Genomic DNA, 16,000 nt, shown 5'->3' on the forward strand with positions numbered 1-16,000 from the left:
CGACCACTGGGACCCAAAGACCGCAACCCCAAGCCAGCCACCGCGGCACGCGCAGCCCCCGGCCCACGAGCGAGCACGGGCCAGCACGAGCGAGCACGAGCCGCCCCCGGGATACCGCCTCACCCCGCAGAAACCGCCTCAAACTGCGAGAACGAGGGCGCAACGCCGGGCCGAGACGGTATCCCCGGGCCCAGACGGTATCTGGAGACCAAGACCGCAACACCGGGCCGAGACGGTATCCCCGGGGGCAGACGGTATCCCCGGGCCCAGGCCGCGAACCCGGCACCCCGGGGGGGGCCAGCGGCGCCACATCTGGCCCACCGCCACATCATCACCCCGCGCGCATGATCCGAAACGGCTCCCTCCACGACCCACAACCAGCCACACCACTACCCACCGCCACTTGGCACACCACATAGGGGCACCCCATGGGCCGGACCCGCTGGCAACCGCCTCATGACCGGCCGGCGAGGGCGACGGCGAGGCTCACCAGGATGAGTCCGACGAGCTCGCCGGCATTGGGCGTCTGGCGCAGCATGACGATCCCCACCACCATGGAGGTCGCCGGCATGAGGGAGGTCAGGAGGCTGAAGGTGTCCGTGCTCAAGCGCCCGAGGTTGACCTGGTCGAGGGCGTAGGGGACGACCGTCGAGAGCACCGCGACCCCGAGCACGGCCGCCGCCGTCCCCGTCGAGCTGAGGGCCCCGGACGCCGTCGTCGCCGCCAACGGGGTGTAGAACAGCGCGCCCGCCGCCGTGCCCACCGCGAGCGCGTCAAGGCCCATTCCGCCGGTGGCGACCTCGCGCCCCAGGAGGATGTAGCCGGCCCAGGCGAGCCCTGCCGCCAGCGCCAGCAGCATGCCCGTCCGATGCGCGGGATTGGAGATGTCCAGGCCCACCCCGGAGATCGCGGCCACACCGGCCATCGCGAGCGCCGCGGCGATCCTCGTCCGCCATCCCCTGCCGGTGAGGACGGCGACCATCACCGGCCCCAGGAACTCCAGGGCGACGGCGGTGCCCATGGGCAGGTAGGAGATCGAGGCGTAGAAGAGGACGTTCATGGTGGCCGTGGCCACGCCGAAGGCCGCGGCGGCCCCCAGCGCCCGGCGGGTCCAGGCGCGCCCGCGCGCCCTCAGCCCGCCTCCCCACGGCCGTCGCCAGGCGAGCAGCACGAGGGCGCCGATGGTGATGCGCCACCAGGCGACCGTTGCTGGCGGCATGACGGAGAACAGGCTCACCGCGAAGCCGGCCCCCATGTAGGTCGACAAGGCCGTGGCGATGAAGATCCCCGGCGCGGGAACGACGGTCAGCGCGGCGCCGATCCTCCTGGGCCGGAGGCCGCGCTGGCGGATTGAGGAGGAGAGCATGGGGCTCATTGTCGCGCGCGTTCGCGCGCTGGGGCACCGGGGCCTGGCCTGGGCGACGCAGGCGCGGATACCGGGGACCTTGTCGCGCGCTGGGGCACCGGGGACTGGCCCATGCGGTCGGCGCTCCCGGGCCCTCAGCCCAGGGCGGCCGCCGCGAGGAGGATGACCGGCGCGAATCCGGCCGTGGTCAGGAGGACCGCGTCGCGGGCCAGCTCCGTGGAGCGCTCGTAGCGCGAGGCGTACAGGAAGACGTTCTGCGCGGTGGGCAGGCATGCGGTGGTCACCGGCACGAGCAGTGCCTGGCCCCGCAGCCCCATGAGGCCGCCGACGGCGAGAGCGAGGAGCGGCGCGACGATCAACTTCCAGCCCACCGCGCACCACAGCGCCGGGGCGGCGGGACCGGGCGCCCTCCCGAGAGGCCCCATCCGGCGCTCGCGCTGCGAGTCGGCCAGGCTCAGCCCCAGGGAGAGCATCATGAGGGGGACCGCCATGCGGCCCAGCATGCCCAGGACCTCGGCGAGGCTCCCTCCGGCGATCTCGGCCAGGTCCCAGCCGGCTAGGTTGAGGGCGGTCCCCGTCGCCACGCCGATGAGCAGCGGGTTGCGCAGTGGCGCGGTGGCGCGCCGCAGGGCGGTCTGCCCCGGCCTGCCGGTGATGACGTCGAGGATCGCGAAGGAGCCCGGGGTCAGGACGACGAGCTGGAGCAGCAGGATCGGGGCGATCGGTGTCACGTCACCGACGACGAGGAGCGCCACCGGTATCCCCAGGTTCGCTGCGTTGACGTAGCCCGAGGCCAGCGCCCCGATGAGGGCGTCGGCGGTGTCGCACCCCAGCAGCCACCGGTGCGCTGCCCAGGCGCTGGCGATCGTCGCCAGCTCGGCGATGATCGCTGCCAGCGCCCCGGGCGAGACGACGGCGCCCAGGTCGGCGCCCGCCAGCGTCGTCAGCATGAGGGCGGGGGTGGCGACGAAGAAGGCCAGGCGAGTGAGAACGCGATCGGATCGGGGTGGGAGCGCGCCGGCGCGCCCGAGGGCCCACCCGATCGTGATGACGACGGCGAAGACCGTCAGCCCGCTGATGATCCGCAGCATCGTCTCATCACGGTCTCAGCGAGGCGCGCTCACGGGACCGGCTCGAGGTCGGCCCAGGCGCCCACATGGTCGGAGACGACGAAGGCGCGGGTCCCCCAGGCGACCGCGCGCAGGAGCGGCGCGCCCGGGGCCTCCGAGGATGCCCGCGCGCCTAGGGCTGGCATCCCGTCGGCGCCCATGGGCCAAGGATCGGTGAGGAGGTGGTCGATGCGCTCGCGCGGAGCCCAGGCGGGGAAGGTCGGCCCGTCTCCCAGGGGGCGGGCCACCCCGGTGGCGGCGACGCCGCCCGGCCCCATGTTGAGGTCTCCGGCCAGCAGTCGCGGCCCGGGCAGGGTGGTCAGGGCCGCCCAGGCGGCGGCGAGCTGCCGGGCGGCCATGCCGGTACGCGTGGCCAGATGCGTGGAGGCCAGGGTGATCGAGTCGACCCCGCCATGCCCGGGGACATCGATCCGGGCGGCGAGCATGGTGCGGGCGGTGGAGGTCTCGAGGTGGTAGGAGCGGGGGCTCCAGGCCCGCTCACCCCGCCGGCTGAGGGTGGCTGGGCCCCTGCCGAGGCGGCGCACGTGCCAGGAGCGCACGGGCAGGCGGGACAGGATCGCGTTGCCGAATCCAGCGGGCCCGCGGCCCTTGATCAGATGGACGGGGGCGAGGACGTCGTCCCAGGCGCGCTCCAGGGGCGAGCGCAGGGGGCGGCGGCGCATGCCGACCACGGGCCCGGCCCAGGCCGCGGCGAAGCGGTGGTGCTCCCAGCCGAGCAGGTGGGCGAGCTCTCCGGCCTGGTCGAGACCGCCGGAGCGCTTCTGGCGCATGTCGACCTCTTGGAGGGCGACGACGTCGGGGGCGAGCGCGGCGATCTGGGCGGCGAGCGCCTCCAGCACGGTCCGCGCGGCGGCGGGGCTGGTGATATCGGCGCCCGCCAGGGAGGCGGTGCCGCTGTCGTGCTCGGCCCCGGCGCCAGGCAGGCAGTGCTGGAGGTTGAGGCTGAGCACCCGGATCACGGGGGCTGACTCTACGCCCGCCCGAGGCGCCGAAGCCAGTGGAGCCGTCCTGCGCCCCGGTCCGCGGCCTCAGAATCGCCGCCGTCCGCGGCCTCGGACTCGCCGCCGTCGGGGGCGGCATCGTCGGCCTCGAAGGTCAGGCTCACGGAGTTCATGCAGTAGCGCTGGCCGGTGGGCGTGTGGGGGGCGTCGTCGAAGACGTGGCCGAGATGGGAGTCGCAGGCGGCGCAGCGCACCTCGGTGCGAACCATGCCGTGGGAGGTGTCGCGCAGGAGGGTGACCGCCTGGGAGTCGGCGGGGTCGTAGAAGGAGGGCCAGCCGCATCCGGACTCGAACTTGGTGGTCGAGCGGAAGAGCTCCGCCCCGCAGCCGCGGCACCGGTAGATGCCGACGCGCTTCTCATCCAGGAGGGCGCCGGTGAAGGCCCGCTCGGTGCCGGCCTCGCGCAGCACGTGGTACTCCATGGGGTCCAGGAGGGCTCGCCACTGGGCGTCAGTGCGGGCGATGGCCGCCGGGTCCAGGCGGGGGATGTCGGTTTCGGTCTCCTCGGCGGGGGTGCGGTCCGGTGCTGGCGTGGTCGGGTTGCTCGTGGTGCTCACGGGCCAATGGTTGCCCGCCCGAGCCGATCGCGCGAGCCCGAAGGGGCTGTTTTCACGATCCGGGAACCGCGCCATCCGCTCAGGCCGTCGGCTCCGAAGGATCCGGCCCGCCGTCGTCCCGGGCCGGGGCCCCGGCGACGGACCCCTCCATCTGGGCGACGGCGGACACACCCTGGGCCGTCTCGATGCGGATCCGGGTGCGCGGCAGGGCCTCGGGGGCCTCGCGCTGCAACCAGACGAGGATCTCCTCGCGCACATGGGCGCGCAGGCTGGAGACATCGACGGGGTTGCGCCCGGAGACTGCGATGCGCAGCATGACCGTCGCGGTGGAGGTGTCGAGGACGGAAAGGGAGGCCAGGCGCCCGTCCCACAGCGGCGTCCCGGCGACGACATGCGCGAGCCGGGCCCGGATCGCCTCGATGGGCGCGCGCCAGTCGAGAGCGAGGTCCACCGTGCCGGTGTACTGCGCAGAGCGGCGCGACCAGTTCTCGAAGGGGTTCTGGGTGAAGTGCGTGGAGGGGAGGATGAGGCGGCGGTCGTCCCAGGTCCGCATGACCACGTAGGTCAGCGTGATCTCCTCGATGACGCCCTGCTGATCCTTCTGGACGACGACGGTGTCCCCCACCCTCATGGCGTCGGTGCTGGCCAGTTGGATGCCGGCGAAGACATTGCCCAGGGCCGACTGGGCGGCGAGGCCCATGACCACCGAGAGGATGCCCGCGGAGGCCAGGAGGGATCCCATGGCGACCCGGGCGGCGGGGAAGGTCATGATGACGCCGACCAGCCCGCAGATGATGATGATGGCCTTGGCGACGCGCCGCAGGATCTGGGCCTGGGTCGTCACCCGGTTGGCGCGCCCGGGCTCCCCGCGGGCGCGCACCCCCTCGACGACGAGCGCCTCGACGGCCTTGGTCAGGGAGACGACGAGGAGGGTCGACGCCGCGATGACGCCGATGAGCAGGAAGTGGAGGGCGGCGTTGGTCCACGCGGGCGCATCACCGTCCTCAGCGGCGAACTGGCAGCCGAAGTAGCCGCCCAGGGCGCTGCCCAGGATGACCAGCGGCGTGCGGCAGTGCTCGACGAAATGCGCGTAGTAGCCGCGGCGCCGCGCCACGACGCGCAGGCCGAAGACGATGGCGATGGCGATGATCGCGCCCACCAGCGCGAACAGCAGGACAGCCCCGGCGAGGGCCGCCACATCGAAGGTGGCCTCGACGGCGACCTCGACGCTCCCGGGCGTGGCGGTGGCGCTCGGGGTGGGCGTGGCCGAGAGGTCGGGCGTGGTCGAGGGGATCGGGGTGGCCGACGGACTGGGGATAGGGGTCAGGGAGGGAACCGGCGGCGTCGTCATAAGCACAGCGTACTGAGGAGGCTCGGGGGCCGCCCCATGCGAGGGTCGATGGAGGATGGCCGATGGGCCCTCTCTGGCTTCGCGCCGACCGCCGCCATCGCCCGTGACACGGGCTCGCGAAGGCATAGAAATGCGCGAAGCCCCTGGAACCTTGTGGGTTCCAGGGGCTGTCGCAGTGGCTCCGACCGGCGTCGATCCGGTGACCTTTCGATTTTCAGTCGAACGCTCTACCAACTGAGCTACAGAGCCAGGGGATGCGATCGGCCCGATCATCATCTGATCGGGCCGACCCTTCCGCGACCTCGACGGGACTTGAACCCGCGACCTCCGCCGTGACAGGGCGGCGCGCTAACCAACTGCGCCACGAGGCCTCGTATGGCACGAAGCCGGACTCTATTCGAGTTCTTCCACTCGCACAAGCCGTACCCCCAACGGGATTCGAACCCGTGCTACCGCCGTGAAAGGGCGGGGTCCTAGGCCGCTAGACGATGGGGGCCTAGATGCCCTTGGCGTCGTCGCGCCTCGAACCAGGAAGAACCTTAGGCGGCGCCGATGAGAGCGCGCAAATCTGCTGGGCGTGAGTCACCTCACCACGGCGAAATGCCGCCATGACACCATAGGCGCCATGGCACCAGCCCACCTGACCGCCGAGGAGTTCGAGGACGCCGTCGACGCCGGACTCGGCCTCATCCCCGACGCCCTCCTCGACCAGATCGACAACGCCGCCATCATCATCGAGGCCGAGCCCGACGCTGAGCTCCTCACGCACGAGGACTACGACGACGACGGCCTGCCCACGCTCCTGGGCTACTACGACGGCGTCCCCCTGACCGAGCGCGACGAGGGCTGGTCCGGGGCCCTGCCGGACCGGATCCTCATCTTCTCCGGGCCTCTGGAGCGCTGGTGCGACAGCCGCGAAGAACTGGTCGAGGAGATCGCCGTGACCGTCATCCACGAGATCGCCCACCATTTCGGCATCTCCGACGAGCGCCTCCACGAGCTCGGCTGGCAGTGAGCCCCACGGCGCTTTGCCGCTCGCCGCTGCCCACCGGTCCATCCCGGCGGCGTCCTCTATGGTGCTGGACATGACGCCCCTCGACCCGCGCCCCGCCCCCGCGGCCAGCGCCCACCCCACCGGTCGGAAGCGCGTGGGCCGGCGCCCCATGCTCCTGGCCGCCCTGATCGGGACAGCCGGCCTGGCCGCCTGCGGCAAGGGCCCCTCGGGCCCCACAACGGCAGCGCCCGAGCAGAGCCCGTCAGGCACCCCCTCCCCCGCCCAGACGACGTCAGAACCCACCCCGACCCCGACCGCCGCGCCGTCGGGGACGGCGGCCCCCGATGACCCGCTCGCGGGCTGGTCCCTGGAAGAGAAGGTCGGCCAGCTCCTCATGGTGGGCGTGGACGCCGCCTCCCCTTCACAGGCCGCCAAGGACGCGGTGACCACCCACCATGCGGGCAATATCTTCCTGTCCGGCCGCTCGTCCGCTTCAGCAACCGCGATCAGCCGGACCGTCTCAGCGCTCACCGGGCTCACCGAGTCCTCCACCCGCGGCACCCCCATGCTCGTGGCCACCGACCAGGAGGGCGGGAACGTTCAGGTCCTGTCCGGCCCCGGGTTCTCCTCCATCCCATCGGGCTCCGAGCAGGCAAGGCAGCCGCGCGAGCAACTGGTCGCCTCCGCCACGGCCTGGGGCCGGGAGCTCGCGAGTGCCGGGGTGACGATGAACCTGGCGCCGGTCGCCGACCTCGTCGATATCGCCAGCCCCGCCTCCAACGCCCCCATCGGCCAGTGGCACCGCGAGTACGGCCACGACGCCGCCACGGTAAGCTCCCAGGCCAGGGCCTTCGCCGAGGGGATGCGCGCCGCCGGCGTCATCCCCACCTTCAAGCACTTCCCCGGGCTGGGCCGGGTCAAGGAGAACACGGACACCGCCTCCGGTGTCACCGACTCGGTGACGACGCGCGGCGGGGACCCCGCCGTCGAGGTCTTCGGGGACGCGATCGCGGGCGGAGCCGAGGTCATCATGGTCTCCTCCGCCTACTACTCACGGATCGACGCCGGTGCGCCCGCCGTCTTCTCCTCCACGATCGTCACGGACATGCTGCGCACCGAGATGGGCTTCACCGGCGTCGTCATCACCGACGACGTCTCGGCCGCCGTCCAGGTGCGGGACTGGGGGGTGGGCGAGCGCGCGGTCAGAGCCGTGAGGGCGGGCTGTGACCTCGTCCTGGCCTCGGCCGATGCCTCGGTGGCGGGCGCCATGGCGACGGCGCTCGTCTCAGCGGCGCGGTCCGATCCGGCATTGGCGGCGCGGATCGATGAGTCGGCTCGGCGGATCCTGGCGCTCAAGGGCGTCAAAGGAGCCACCGCTGACAGGTGAGGCGATCCCCGCCCCCGCTCGCCGCCCCCTGAGCACATGGGCGCGCCCAGTCCTCAGAATCAGCGTTTCCGGCATTCCGCTCGCGTTGAGGCGGTCATCAGCGCAGTTTGGTGGTGCCGTCCGGAGTGCCGGTGGTGTCGATCTTCTTGGCGAAGCAGTGGTCCCGGTCCAGGCCCTGCGCGTCGCACCAGGCGTTGGCCTGCTCCGGGGTGTCGTAGGCGACGCCGGCCAGGGTCACCCACCAGCCGCCGCCGGCATCGAAGACCGGCCATTCGTCGCTGTTGATGAGAACGGCGGTGGGCACGCCGCGGCGCGTGGCCTGGAACTCCTCAAGAGTGGCGCGGCTGTCCCAGGTCTTGCCCTCGGCGACGAGCCCCGCCCGCTTGGAGGACAACTGGGGTGTCCACTTGCCCTTGAGGGTGGAGGTCACCGTCGTCTTGTCATGGGTCTTCTGCCACCGTAGGGCGCTGGAGGCGGCCGCGTCCTCAAGGGCGTTGTCGGCGGGATGGGTCTCGGGGAGCGCGAGCGCGGAGACGACGCCGCTCCCCACCCCCTGGGCGGGCAGGCTGCTGCCGGCGCTCCGATCGGGCTCGGCGCCGACGCTGATGGTCGAGGCGCTCAAATCCCCCGCTGAGCGGAAGTAATGGCCCGCCCCGAACCTCAGGGTGAGCGTCCTGCCGCTGGAGGGGATGAAGAAGGGATTGGCGGAGAAGTCGAAGCGGCCATTGGCCACCACGTCGTCGGCCCCTCCCTGGCCCGACGGCGCCTTGACGTAGAGGCGGTCGACGCTGCCGGCCAGGAAGTCGCCGTCGGCGCAGGACGAGGCCGCCCTGACCGACACCTGGAGCTCCCCGTTCGACTCGGTCACCGAGGTCGGGGTGAGACTCGGGGCGGTGCCGCAGGCCTCGATAGTGGAGCCCATCGTCACCGAGCCCTCGACGGAGGCAGGCTGGGAGCCCTGAGCCGGGGCCAGTGAGCCCTGGGGAGCGCCGTCGGCGGCCACGGCGCTCGCACCCGCGGCATCGTCCCCGTGGCGGGTGGTGCCGTACCACACGCCACCACCCGCGGCGATGACGAGCAGCAGGATGATGACGACGACGAGGAGCCCCCGCTGAGATGACCACTGCTCCTGAGGCAGGGGGGCGGGCTCGGCGGCGGGCTGGGGCTGGTAAGGGAGGACCTGCTGGTACGGCGTCGGGACCATGTGGGCCGACGGCGCGCTGTGGGCGGAGGGAGCGGGGAACCCCGGGTAGGCGGCCCGCGGCACGGGATCGGCGAAGCTCGTGGGCGCCTGGCTGGGAGTGTCGGCCCAGGCGGCCGCGTCATCCATCGGGGGCAGGGGGGCGACATCGCCCGTCCCGGCCTCCTCACCGCTGGCCGCGCTGGCCGGCAGATCCTCGTGCGGAGCGTCGGCCTCGGCGTCGAGCTGTCGGGGATCCACGGGAGCCTCCCAGGAGAACGCGGTCGGGGGGTGATCACCCGAGGGCCGGGGCGCACCACCGCCATGCCTCGGACTCGGGTCGGCCCCGATCCTAACCATGAGCGCGCTGGCCAGGCCAAGAGGCCGTGAGACCGCCCCGCCCGCCCCTCTCGCGAGACCGGTCGAAAATAGGAGCGAGACCGGTCCTGGAACCGGTCTCGCTCCTATTTTCGACCGGTCTCGCTCTTGGGGGAGGGAGGGTCATGGGGACGGGGTGACAGTTAGGCTCGGGGGATCATGCGATTCCTGCCCGTACCGGACGCGCCGCTGGCCACACCGCCCACGCGCTCCACCCGCGCCGTGCTGGCCTGGCTGCTGCGGCGCGCTGCCGCACCCTTCGCCGTCGCCTGCGCGGCCTCCATCGTCGCCAATGTCATCCAGGCGATCGTCCCGGCGTTCCTCGGCGCCGCCCTCGACTCGGGGATCGAGCACGGCCTGACACCGCGCATCTGGGCCCTCGCCCTGGGCCTGCTCGCCCTGTTCTGCGTCTACGCCGTCGGGGACACGGCACTGTCCTACTTCTCCACCCTCGTGCGCCTGCGCATCTCCTTCGACATCGACCGCCTCGTCGGCCGCCAGGCGACCATCACCGGCGCCGCCCTGAGCCACCAGACCTCCTCAGGCGAGGTCTCCTCGATCGTGGCCTCAGACTCGGACTCCATCGGCACCTTCTTCCAGCGCGCGGTCCCGGTCATCGGGGCCGCGGTGTCCTTCGCGGTCGTCGCCGTGCTCATGCTGCGCACCTCCCCACTGCTGGGCACGATCGTCATCATCGGGATGCCGTTGACGGCGTGGATCGTCACCCTCGTCATCAAGCCCCTCCAGTCGCGCCAGTCGCGCCAGCGCGAGGCGCAGTCGGAGGTCACCACGATCACCACCGACACTGTCGCCGGATTACGGATCCTGCGCGGCATCGGCGGGGAGGAGGTCTTCGCCGACCGCTACCGGCGGGCCTCTCAGGAACTGCGGCGCCGGGGCGTGCAGGTGGCCGGAACCCAGTCGATCCTCATGAGCCTGCAGGTCCTCCTCCCAGGGCTGTTCGTGGCGGCCGTCGTGTGGGCCGCGGCCAGGCTGGCCATCGAGGGGGAGATCACCGCCGGAGAGCTCGTCACCTTCTACGGCTACACCGCCTACCTGTCCTGGCCCCTCATGGTTTTCTCCTTCTCCGTCCAGGAGTACACGCGCGCCGTGGTGGGCGTGCGCCGCCTGCGCCGGCTCCTCGAGACCACCCCCGCCGCCGGGACCGCCGCCGAGCGCCAGCGCCTGGAGCGCGACATGCGCTCCGCCGAGCCCGTGACCGGCATGATCCACGACACCGCCTCCGGGGCCAGTTTCGCCCTCGGGCTTATGACGGCGATCGTCGCCCCCAACCCGGATGTCTCCGCCGCCCTGGCCACCCGTCTGGGGCGCTTCGACGACGGCGCCTCCCCCGTCACGCTGGACGGCGTCGACCTGCGGGAGATGGGACTGGCCCGGGCGCGGGCGAGCATCGTCGTGGCTGGGGCCGAGGCCCAGCTCTTCACCGGGACCCTGCGCCAGGCGCTTTCCGGGCGGGACGCCCCCGACCCCATCCCCGTGGGCCCGGCCGAGCTCGCCCGGGCGGAGGCCCGCAGGGCCGGGGTGGCCGACGTCGACCAGCAGGTCCGCCCGCAGCCGCGCCAGGCCGATGGCGACGACCGGCTCCTGGCCGCCCTGGAGGCCGCCGACGCGAACGACGTCCTCACCTCCCTGGACGGCGGCCTCGCCGGGATGATCACGGAGAAGGGGCTCTCCCTGTCCGGCGGGCAGCGCCAGAGGGTCGCCCTGGCCCGCGCCCTGCTCACCGAGGCGCCCGCCCTCGTGCTCATCTCCCCGACCTCCGCCCTCGACTCCCACACCGAGGCGCGGGTGGCCCAGCGGATCCGCGCGGCGCGCGCCGGGCGCACCACCGTGGTGGTCACCGAGTCACCGCTGGTCCTGGCGGTCTGCGATGAGGTCGTCCTCCTGGGTGAGGATGGCCGCGAGCGCGCTCGGGCCACCCACCGTGAGTTGCTCGCGCGCGCGGGGGCGGGGGATGAGCCCGCGCTGGCCTACCGGCGGATCGTCGCCCGCGCCACCGGCTCTGAGGACGGTCCCGACGGCGATGACTCAGGCGCGGGCTCGGCCGCCGCCCCGGCGGCCGAGCCCACCAGGGGGGTGGATCGCTGATGGCGCTGCCCCTGGCCCCCGGTCGCGTCGCCATGCGCAAGGCGCTGGGCATTATCTCCGCCTACCGCTGGCGCTTCGTCGGCGTCCTGGCCCTCCAGATCGCCGCGGTCCTGGCCACGCTGGTCTCCCCGCAGCTGCTGGGCCGGCTCGTCACCCGCGTCTCGCGGGGAACCGCGAGCGCCTCCTACGTGGATGGCGTCGTGGGGGCGATCGTCGTCGTCACACTGCTGGGGGCGCTCCTCAACCGCTACGCGCAGATGCACGCGCGCACCCTGGGCGAGTCGGTGTTCGCCGACCTTCGCGAGCGGATGATGTCGCGGGTGGTCCACCTGCCCCTGTCCGCCGTCGAGTCTGCGGGCACCGGGGACCTCGTGGGCCGCACCACCAACGACATCTCCCGCATCGAGTTCCTCGTGAGGGTGGGGATCCCCCAGATCATGGTGTGCGTGGTGACGATCGTCTTCACGGTCCTGGCCGCCTTCACCGCCGACTGGCTGCTCGCTCTGGCCCTGGGCGTCATCGCGCCGCCCGTGTGGCTGACGATGCGCTGGTACCTGCGCCGCGCGGTGCCGGTCTACCGGGCGGACCTGGCCGCCGTCGCGCGTCTGAATGGGACGGTTTCCGAGACCGTTGAGCACGCTGAGACCGTGGACGCGCTGGCCCTGGGGGCCCGCCGTGAGGCGGCCCTGCGGGCCGATATCGCCGAGGCCTGGAGCCTGGAGGAGCTGGCCGCGCGCCTGCGCCTGGTCATGTTCCTCATTCTCGACGTCGCCTGGCGGGCCCCGGTGGTCGTGGTTCTGCTGTGGGGAGGATTCCTGGCCTCGCGCGGCTGGGCAGGCCTGGGCGAGATCACCACGGTGGCGCTGTACGCGATGGAGATCCGCAAGCCCATCGGCCAGCTCATGTTCTGGATCGACCTGCTTCAGGTGACCCAGGCGGCGCTGTCGCGGATCATGGGGGTCGAGGAGGTCCCGCCGGACCGCGCCCCCACCGGCGAGGCCCCCCGGGGCGAGCGGATCGTGCTCGACGACGTCCGCTTCGCCTACCGCGAGGGCGTCGAGGTGCTCCACGGCATCTGCCTGGAGCTTGTGCCTGGGGAGCGGCTCGCCGTCGTCGGCCCGTCCGGATCGGGTAAGTCCACGCTGGGGCGGATGCTCGCGGGCATCAACCCGCCAACCTCGGGGAGGGTAACCGTCGGCGGGGTGAGCCTGACCGACCTGACCGAGGCCGAGTTGCGCGGGCACGTGGCCCTCGTGACGCAGGAGCACCACGTGTTCGTCGGCTCGATCGCGGACAACCTTCGCCTGGCGCGCCCGGACGCCGACGACGAAACCCTGCGCCGGGCGCTGGCCTCCATCGGGGCCGATGCCTGGGTGAGTGCCCTTCCCGATGGGATGGGCACGCGCATCGGCTCGGGCAACCTGGCGCTCACGCCGGCCCAGGCCCAGGAGGTGGCCCTGGCGAGGCTGGTCCTGCTCGACCCGCACACCCTCATCCTCGACGAGGCGACCTCCCTGCTGGACCCCGGCGCGGCCCGGCGCCTGGAGCGCGCGCTGTCCACAGCGCTGGCCGGGCGCACGGTCGTCGAGATCGCCCACCGCCTGTCGACCGCCCACGACGCCGACCGGATCGCCGTGGTCATGGGGGGCAGGATCACCGAGTTGGGCACGCATGACGAGCTCGTGGCGCTCGGCGGGGAGTACGCCTCCCTGTGGGAGACCTGGAGCCGCTCCTGAAGGACCGCTCCCGCGGGCCAAGGGCGGATGGACCCTTTCCCCTGGGCGCCGTGGCGCGGCGCCCATGCGTGCACGCGTCGCGCGCGGCGCCGCGCGGTATGACATCCTGTGTGGAGCATCCGCGCACCGCGCCCGACCGCGCACCCGACCAGGAGGGTCAACCATGAGCGAGACTCCCACCACGCCGCCGCCACTGCCAGGCACCCCCAGTTCCCACGGCCAGGGAGGCCAGGGCGGCGCGCGCGGCCCCCAACCGACGATCGGCGAGCTCATCGCCCGGATCTCGGAGAACATCTCCGGTCTCATCCAGGGCGAGATCGACCTGGCCAAGGCCAAGGGCAAGCGCATGGTCACGAACTTGGGGCTCGGCGCGGCGCTTCTCGGCGCGGCGGGCGTCCTCGCACTGTTCGCCTTCGGGATCCTCCTGGGGGGAATCGTGCGCCTGCTGGCACTCGCGCTGCCACTGTGGGCCAGCTACCTCATCGTGGCGCTCGTCCTGTTCATCATCGTCGCGATCCTGGCGCTCCTGGGCGTCAAGCGCCTCAAGAAGGGCCGCAGTGACGTCCCGGCGCCCCAGGAGGGCCTGCGCTCCAGCGCGGAGACCGTGAAGTCCGCCGTCGCCTCCGGCCTGAGGAAGGGAGGCGAGGCGCTATGAGCGCCCAGCCAGAGTACGGCATCATGCCCGGCGGTCGGCCGGCAGCGACGGGGGCGACCGCGCGGTCGGCGCCCCCCGCGCCGCCCGCGGCACGGGTCGCGGCGTCGCTGCCCGAGCAGCCCGCGCCCGCCGCCGCGCCAGCGCCCCCCGCGGCGCCCCCGATGCCGCCATCATCGGCGCCCAGCGCCCCCACCCGCCCCGGGGCGCCGTCGAGCCCCGAGGAGATCCAGGCGGCGCTCAACGCCCGCCGCGCCGCCCTGGCCGCCGACGCCGAGGCCCTGGGCGAGCGCCTGGCGCCCGCGACAGTCAAGGCCGTCGTGAGCCGGAGGGCATCGGCCGCCCTGGCCGCCACGCGCGGCCACGCCGAGGAGGCCGGCGCCCAGGCTCGCTCCTTCGTCGACGCCCACCGGCATGACTCCCCCGCCCAGATCGCGAGGAGCGCCGCCATGCGCGTCAAGCGCTTCCTCGATGACGCGGCCGACGGCGACCCCCTCGCCCTGGGGGTCGTCTCCCTGGCCGGCATCGCCCTGGCCGGCTGCGGCATCACCAGTCTTGTCAGGCTCGCCCGGGCGGACCGACGCCAGGCCTTCGCAACGGAGTGACAGGAGCAGCTTTGAACGAGCGGAGCGGGTCGGCGGCGCCGACCCCCGAGGAGATCGAGGCCCGACTGCGCGCGCAGCGCGAGGCCCTGGCTGGCAGCGTCGACGAGTTAGCGGCCCGCGTGGACCCCCGGGTCCAGGCGCGCGTCGCGGGCGAGGAGCTCAAGGAGCGGGCGCAGGAGACCGCCTTGGGCCTGCGCGAGCGGGCCGAGTCCCTGAGGGACCGCGCCTTAGAGACCCTGCATCGCGCCAGGGCCGGAGACGAGGAGGCGATCCGCTCCACCGCGACCGTCGCGGCGGTCACCGGCGGAGCCATCGCCGCGGCCGTATCCCTGGGGCGCCTGCTGCGGCATTGACCCCGCGTCCCCGGCGATCAGGCCCTCGCCGGAGGGCTCGGGAATCCCAGCGGCCGCGCCAGTCCCGTCCTCCGAGCGCCGAATGGTGCTCATGCTCGGTGACGATGTACGGTTGCCCCACGACACATTTGCCCATGCACGCGCGCGCCGTGAGCGCGCTCAGAGACACGTTGGAGGGGGTCGAGCCTATGGGGCGCGGCCGTCAGAAGGCCAAGGCGACGAAGGTCGCCCGCAAGCTCAAGTACTTCAGCCCGGAGACCGATTACGCGGCGCTCGAGCGCGAGCTCTCCACCGCATCGGGTCCTGAGGCCGACGACGAGATCGATTACGAAGCACTCGCCTCCAAATACGACATCCCGGACGAGGACGCCGACTGGGGTGCCCCCAGTCAGACGGCGCCCACTCACGGCGCTCGACGCCGCTGAGACCGCCTCGGGTCGCCACTGGCGCCTGCCTCCGCCGCATGCCCGCGGGCGCCCCGCTGATCGGCGCGCCCGCGGCGATGGCCGGGCGGTGGCGCTGGGGCGTTCTCCCTGTCAGTGCTCACGCGGCCCCCACCGCGCTCCCAGGTTCGTCACCCTACGGTTGTCCCGCTCTTGACCAGTTCAGGAGTCGCAGCCCGATCTCATGCGGACGCTCCGGGTTGACGCGCCGCGCACGCGCCTGAGGCGCGCGGACGGGCCGCGTCGGCTGAGAGCCCATCTCGACGAAGGGAGACACTGTCGATGGCACACAAGGACGAGGCGCAGCCCAGCGGCTGCGGCGCCTCCGCGCCCCAGATCAGCCCCCTCAACGAGGCTGAGACCGCGTGGATCGACATGCTCGTGTCCCAGGCCGACCAGGCCGGGCTCATGGCGTCACCAGCCGCGCTCCAGGACTTCCTCGTGGCCGAGCGGACCGCGTGGTCGTCAGTGGCCCCCGAGGAGCGGGAGGACCCGAACCCGACCGTCTCCATGATCGGCGCCGCCCTGGGCCAGATGCTCGTCAACCAGTGCGGCCTCTCCTGGGCGCTGGTGACCGACGAGTACGGGACGGATGCCGCGGTGGTTGGCGATACCGGCCAGATCACCCTGTTCCCCATCAACGCCGTCGCCAAGCGCTGGACGGGGCAGAGCCAGGGGGACCTGGCCGACTACGTGGAAGGGACCCACCGCGCCATTGAGCGCCTCCGGCGCGCTGCGGCAACCACCTAGCCAGGGAC

15 protein-coding genes and 3 tRNA genes are annotated in these 16,000 nt (G+C 72.8%); 9 read left to right on the forward strand and 9 right to left on the reverse strand.

The genetic code is table 11. The annotated features are described in order from the left end of the window. Positions 1-454: 454 nt before the first annotated feature. The 8 genes from GVV75_RS02830 to GVV75_RS02865 form a co-directional block, all read right to left on the reverse strand. Positions 455-1,366, reverse strand: coding sequence for an EamA family transporter (locus tag GVV75_RS02830; protein ID WP_159523722.1), 912 nt, complete (start codon positions 1,364-1,366; stop codon positions 455-457). A gap of 134 nt (positions 1,367-1,500) precedes the next feature. Next, positions 1,501-2,457 (reverse strand): AEC family transporter, encoded by a 957-nt coding sequence (locus GVV75_RS02835; protein WP_159813376.1) that lies wholly within the window; start codon positions 2,455-2,457, stop codon positions 1,501-1,503. Between the two features lie 29 nt (positions 2,458-2,486). Then, a complete protein-coding gene (locus GVV75_RS02840) occupies positions 2,487-3,455 on the reverse strand; it encodes an endonuclease/exonuclease/phosphatase family protein (RefSeq protein ID WP_159717106.1) in 969 nt (322 codons plus the stop codon). 11 nt (positions 3,456-3,466) lie between these two features. Next, positions 3,467-3,985, reverse strand: a complete 519-nt coding sequence (gene msrB, locus GVV75_RS02845; RefSeq protein WP_236266046.1) for a peptide-methionine (R)-S-oxide reductase MsrB — start codon at positions 3,983-3,985, stop codon at positions 3,467-3,469. Positions 3,986-4,133: 148 nt separating this feature from the next. After that, positions 4,134-5,405 (reverse strand): mechanosensitive ion channel domain-containing protein, encoded by a 1,272-nt coding sequence (locus GVV75_RS02850; protein WP_159813378.1) that lies wholly within the window; start codon positions 5,403-5,405, stop codon positions 4,134-4,136. 176 nt (positions 5,406-5,581) lie between these two features. Continuing rightward, positions 5,582-5,654: transfer RNA gene (locus GVV75_RS02855), tRNA-Phe, on the reverse strand. A 48-nt stretch (positions 5,655-5,702) separates the two neighbouring features. Beyond that, positions 5,703-5,776: transfer RNA gene (locus GVV75_RS02860), tRNA-Asp, on the reverse strand. Positions 5,777-5,828: 52 nt separating this feature from the next. Beyond that, positions 5,829-5,901 (reverse strand) — tRNA-Glu (locus GVV75_RS02865). Between the two features lie 129 nt (positions 5,902-6,030). On the opposite strand from GVV75_RS02865, the gene GVV75_RS02870 reads away from it, so the two are divergent. After that, positions 6,031-6,420 (forward strand): metallopeptidase family protein, encoded by a 390-nt coding sequence (locus tag GVV75_RS02870; protein ID WP_159523730.1) that lies wholly within the window; start codon positions 6,031-6,033, stop codon positions 6,418-6,420. A 70-nt stretch (positions 6,421-6,490) separates the two neighbouring features. Further along, positions 6,491-7,786, forward strand: coding sequence for a glycoside hydrolase family 3 N-terminal domain-containing protein (locus tag GVV75_RS02875; RefSeq protein ID WP_159813380.1), 1,296 nt, complete (start codon positions 6,491-6,493; stop codon positions 7,784-7,786). A gap of 97 nt (positions 7,787-7,883) precedes the next feature. Here the strand turns inward: GVV75_RS02875 and GVV75_RS02880 are convergent, their stop codons facing one another. Continuing rightward, positions 7,884-9,227: a hypothetical protein gene (locus GVV75_RS02880; RefSeq protein ID WP_159813382.1), complete on the reverse strand. Its 1,344-nt coding sequence runs from the start codon at positions 9,225-9,227 to the stop codon at positions 7,884-7,886. 276 nt (positions 9,228-9,503) lie between these two features. Between GVV75_RS02880 and GVV75_RS02885 the strand changes: the two genes are divergently transcribed. The 7 genes from GVV75_RS02885 (at position 9,504) to GVV75_RS02915 (ending at position 15,992) form a co-directional block, all read left to right on the forward strand. Further along, positions 9,504-11,453, forward strand: a complete 1,950-nt coding sequence (locus GVV75_RS02885) for an ABC transporter transmembrane domain-containing protein (RefSeq protein WP_159813384.1) — start codon at positions 9,504-9,506, stop codon at positions 11,451-11,453. Beyond that, positions 11,453-13,189 carry an ABC transporter ATP-binding protein gene (locus tag GVV75_RS02890; RefSeq protein ID WP_159813386.1) on the forward strand — a complete coding sequence of 579 codons (1,737 nt, stop codon included), beginning with the start codon at positions 11,453-11,455 and terminating at the stop codon, positions 13,187-13,189. The genes GVV75_RS02885 and GVV75_RS02890 overlap by 1 nt, the downstream gene beginning before the upstream one ends. 163 nt (positions 13,190-13,352) lie before the next feature. Continuing rightward, positions 13,353-13,844, forward strand: coding sequence for a phage holin family protein (locus GVV75_RS02895; RefSeq protein ID WP_159813388.1), 492 nt, complete (start codon positions 13,353-13,355; stop codon positions 13,842-13,844). Further along, positions 13,841-14,446, forward strand: a complete 606-nt coding sequence (locus GVV75_RS02900) for a hypothetical protein (RefSeq protein ID WP_159813390.1) — start codon at positions 13,841-13,843, stop codon at positions 14,444-14,446. The genes GVV75_RS02895 and GVV75_RS02900 overlap by 4 nt, the downstream gene beginning before the upstream one ends. An 11-nt stretch (positions 14,447-14,457) precedes the next feature. Beyond that, entirely contained in the window at positions 14,458-14,799 is a 342-nt protein-coding gene (locus GVV75_RS02905) for a DUF3618 domain-containing protein (protein ID WP_159624641.1), read from the forward strand. Positions 14,800-14,987: 188 nt separating this feature from the next. Further along, positions 14,988-15,224 (forward strand): DUF3073 domain-containing protein, encoded by a 237-nt coding sequence (locus GVV75_RS02910; protein ID WP_159522918.1) that lies wholly within the window; start codon positions 14,988-14,990, stop codon positions 15,222-15,224. A 300-nt stretch (positions 15,225-15,524) separates the two neighbouring features. Continuing rightward, positions 15,525-15,992 carry a DUF3806 domain-containing protein gene (locus tag GVV75_RS02915; protein ID WP_159813392.1) on the forward strand — a complete coding sequence of 156 codons (468 nt, stop codon included), beginning with the start codon at positions 15,525-15,527 and terminating at the stop codon, positions 15,990-15,992. Positions 15,993-16,000 lie beyond the last annotated feature (8 nt).

It is taken from the genome of Actinomyces sp. zg328 (genome assembly GCF_009829635.1).
Classification (GTDB): Bacteria; Actinomycetota; Actinomycetes; order Actinomycetales; family Actinomycetaceae; genus Actinomyces; species Actinomyces marmotae.

Bases quoted from the DNA above. Each gene is read 5' to 3' on its own strand.
- GVV75_RS02830 (WP_159523722.1), bottom strand. From the start codon at position 1,366: ATGCTCTCCTCCTCAATCCGCCAGCGCGGCCTCCGGCCCAGGAGGATC.
- GVV75_RS02835 (WP_159813376.1), bottom strand. From the start codon at position 2,457: ATGCTGCGGATCATCAGCGGGCTGACGGTCTTCGCCGTCGTCATCACG.
- GVV75_RS02850 (WP_159813378.1), bottom strand. From the start codon at position 5,405: ATGACGACGCCGCCGGTTCCCTCCCTGACCCCTATCCCCAGTCCGTCG.
- GVV75_RS02870 (WP_159523730.1), top strand. From the start codon at position 6,031: ATGGCACCAGCCCACCTGACCGCCGAGGAGTTCGAGGACGCCGTCGAC.
- GVV75_RS02875 (WP_159813380.1), top strand. From the start codon at position 6,491: ATGACGCCCCTCGACCCGCGCCCCGCCCCCGCGGCCAGCGCCCACCCC.
- GVV75_RS02885 (WP_159813384.1), top strand. From the start codon at position 9,504: ATGCGATTCCTGCCCGTACCGGACGCGCCGCTGGCCACACCGCCCACG.
- GVV75_RS02890 (WP_159813386.1), top strand. From the start codon at position 11,453: ATGGCGCTGCCCCTGGCCCCCGGTCGCGTCGCCATGCGCAAGGCGCTG.
- GVV75_RS02895 (WP_159813388.1), top strand. From the start codon at position 13,353: ATGAGCGAGACTCCCACCACGCCGCCGCCACTGCCAGGCACCCCCAGT.
- GVV75_RS02900 (WP_159813390.1), top strand. From the start codon at position 13,841: ATGAGCGCCCAGCCAGAGTACGGCATCATGCCCGGCGGTCGGCCGGCA.
- GVV75_RS02910 (WP_159522918.1), top strand. From the start codon at position 14,988: ATGGGGCGCGGCCGTCAGAAGGCCAAGGCGACGAAGGTCGCCCGCAAG.
- GVV75_RS02915 (WP_159813392.1), top strand. From the start codon at position 15,525: ATGGCACACAAGGACGAGGCGCAGCCCAGCGGCTGCGGCGCCTCCGCG.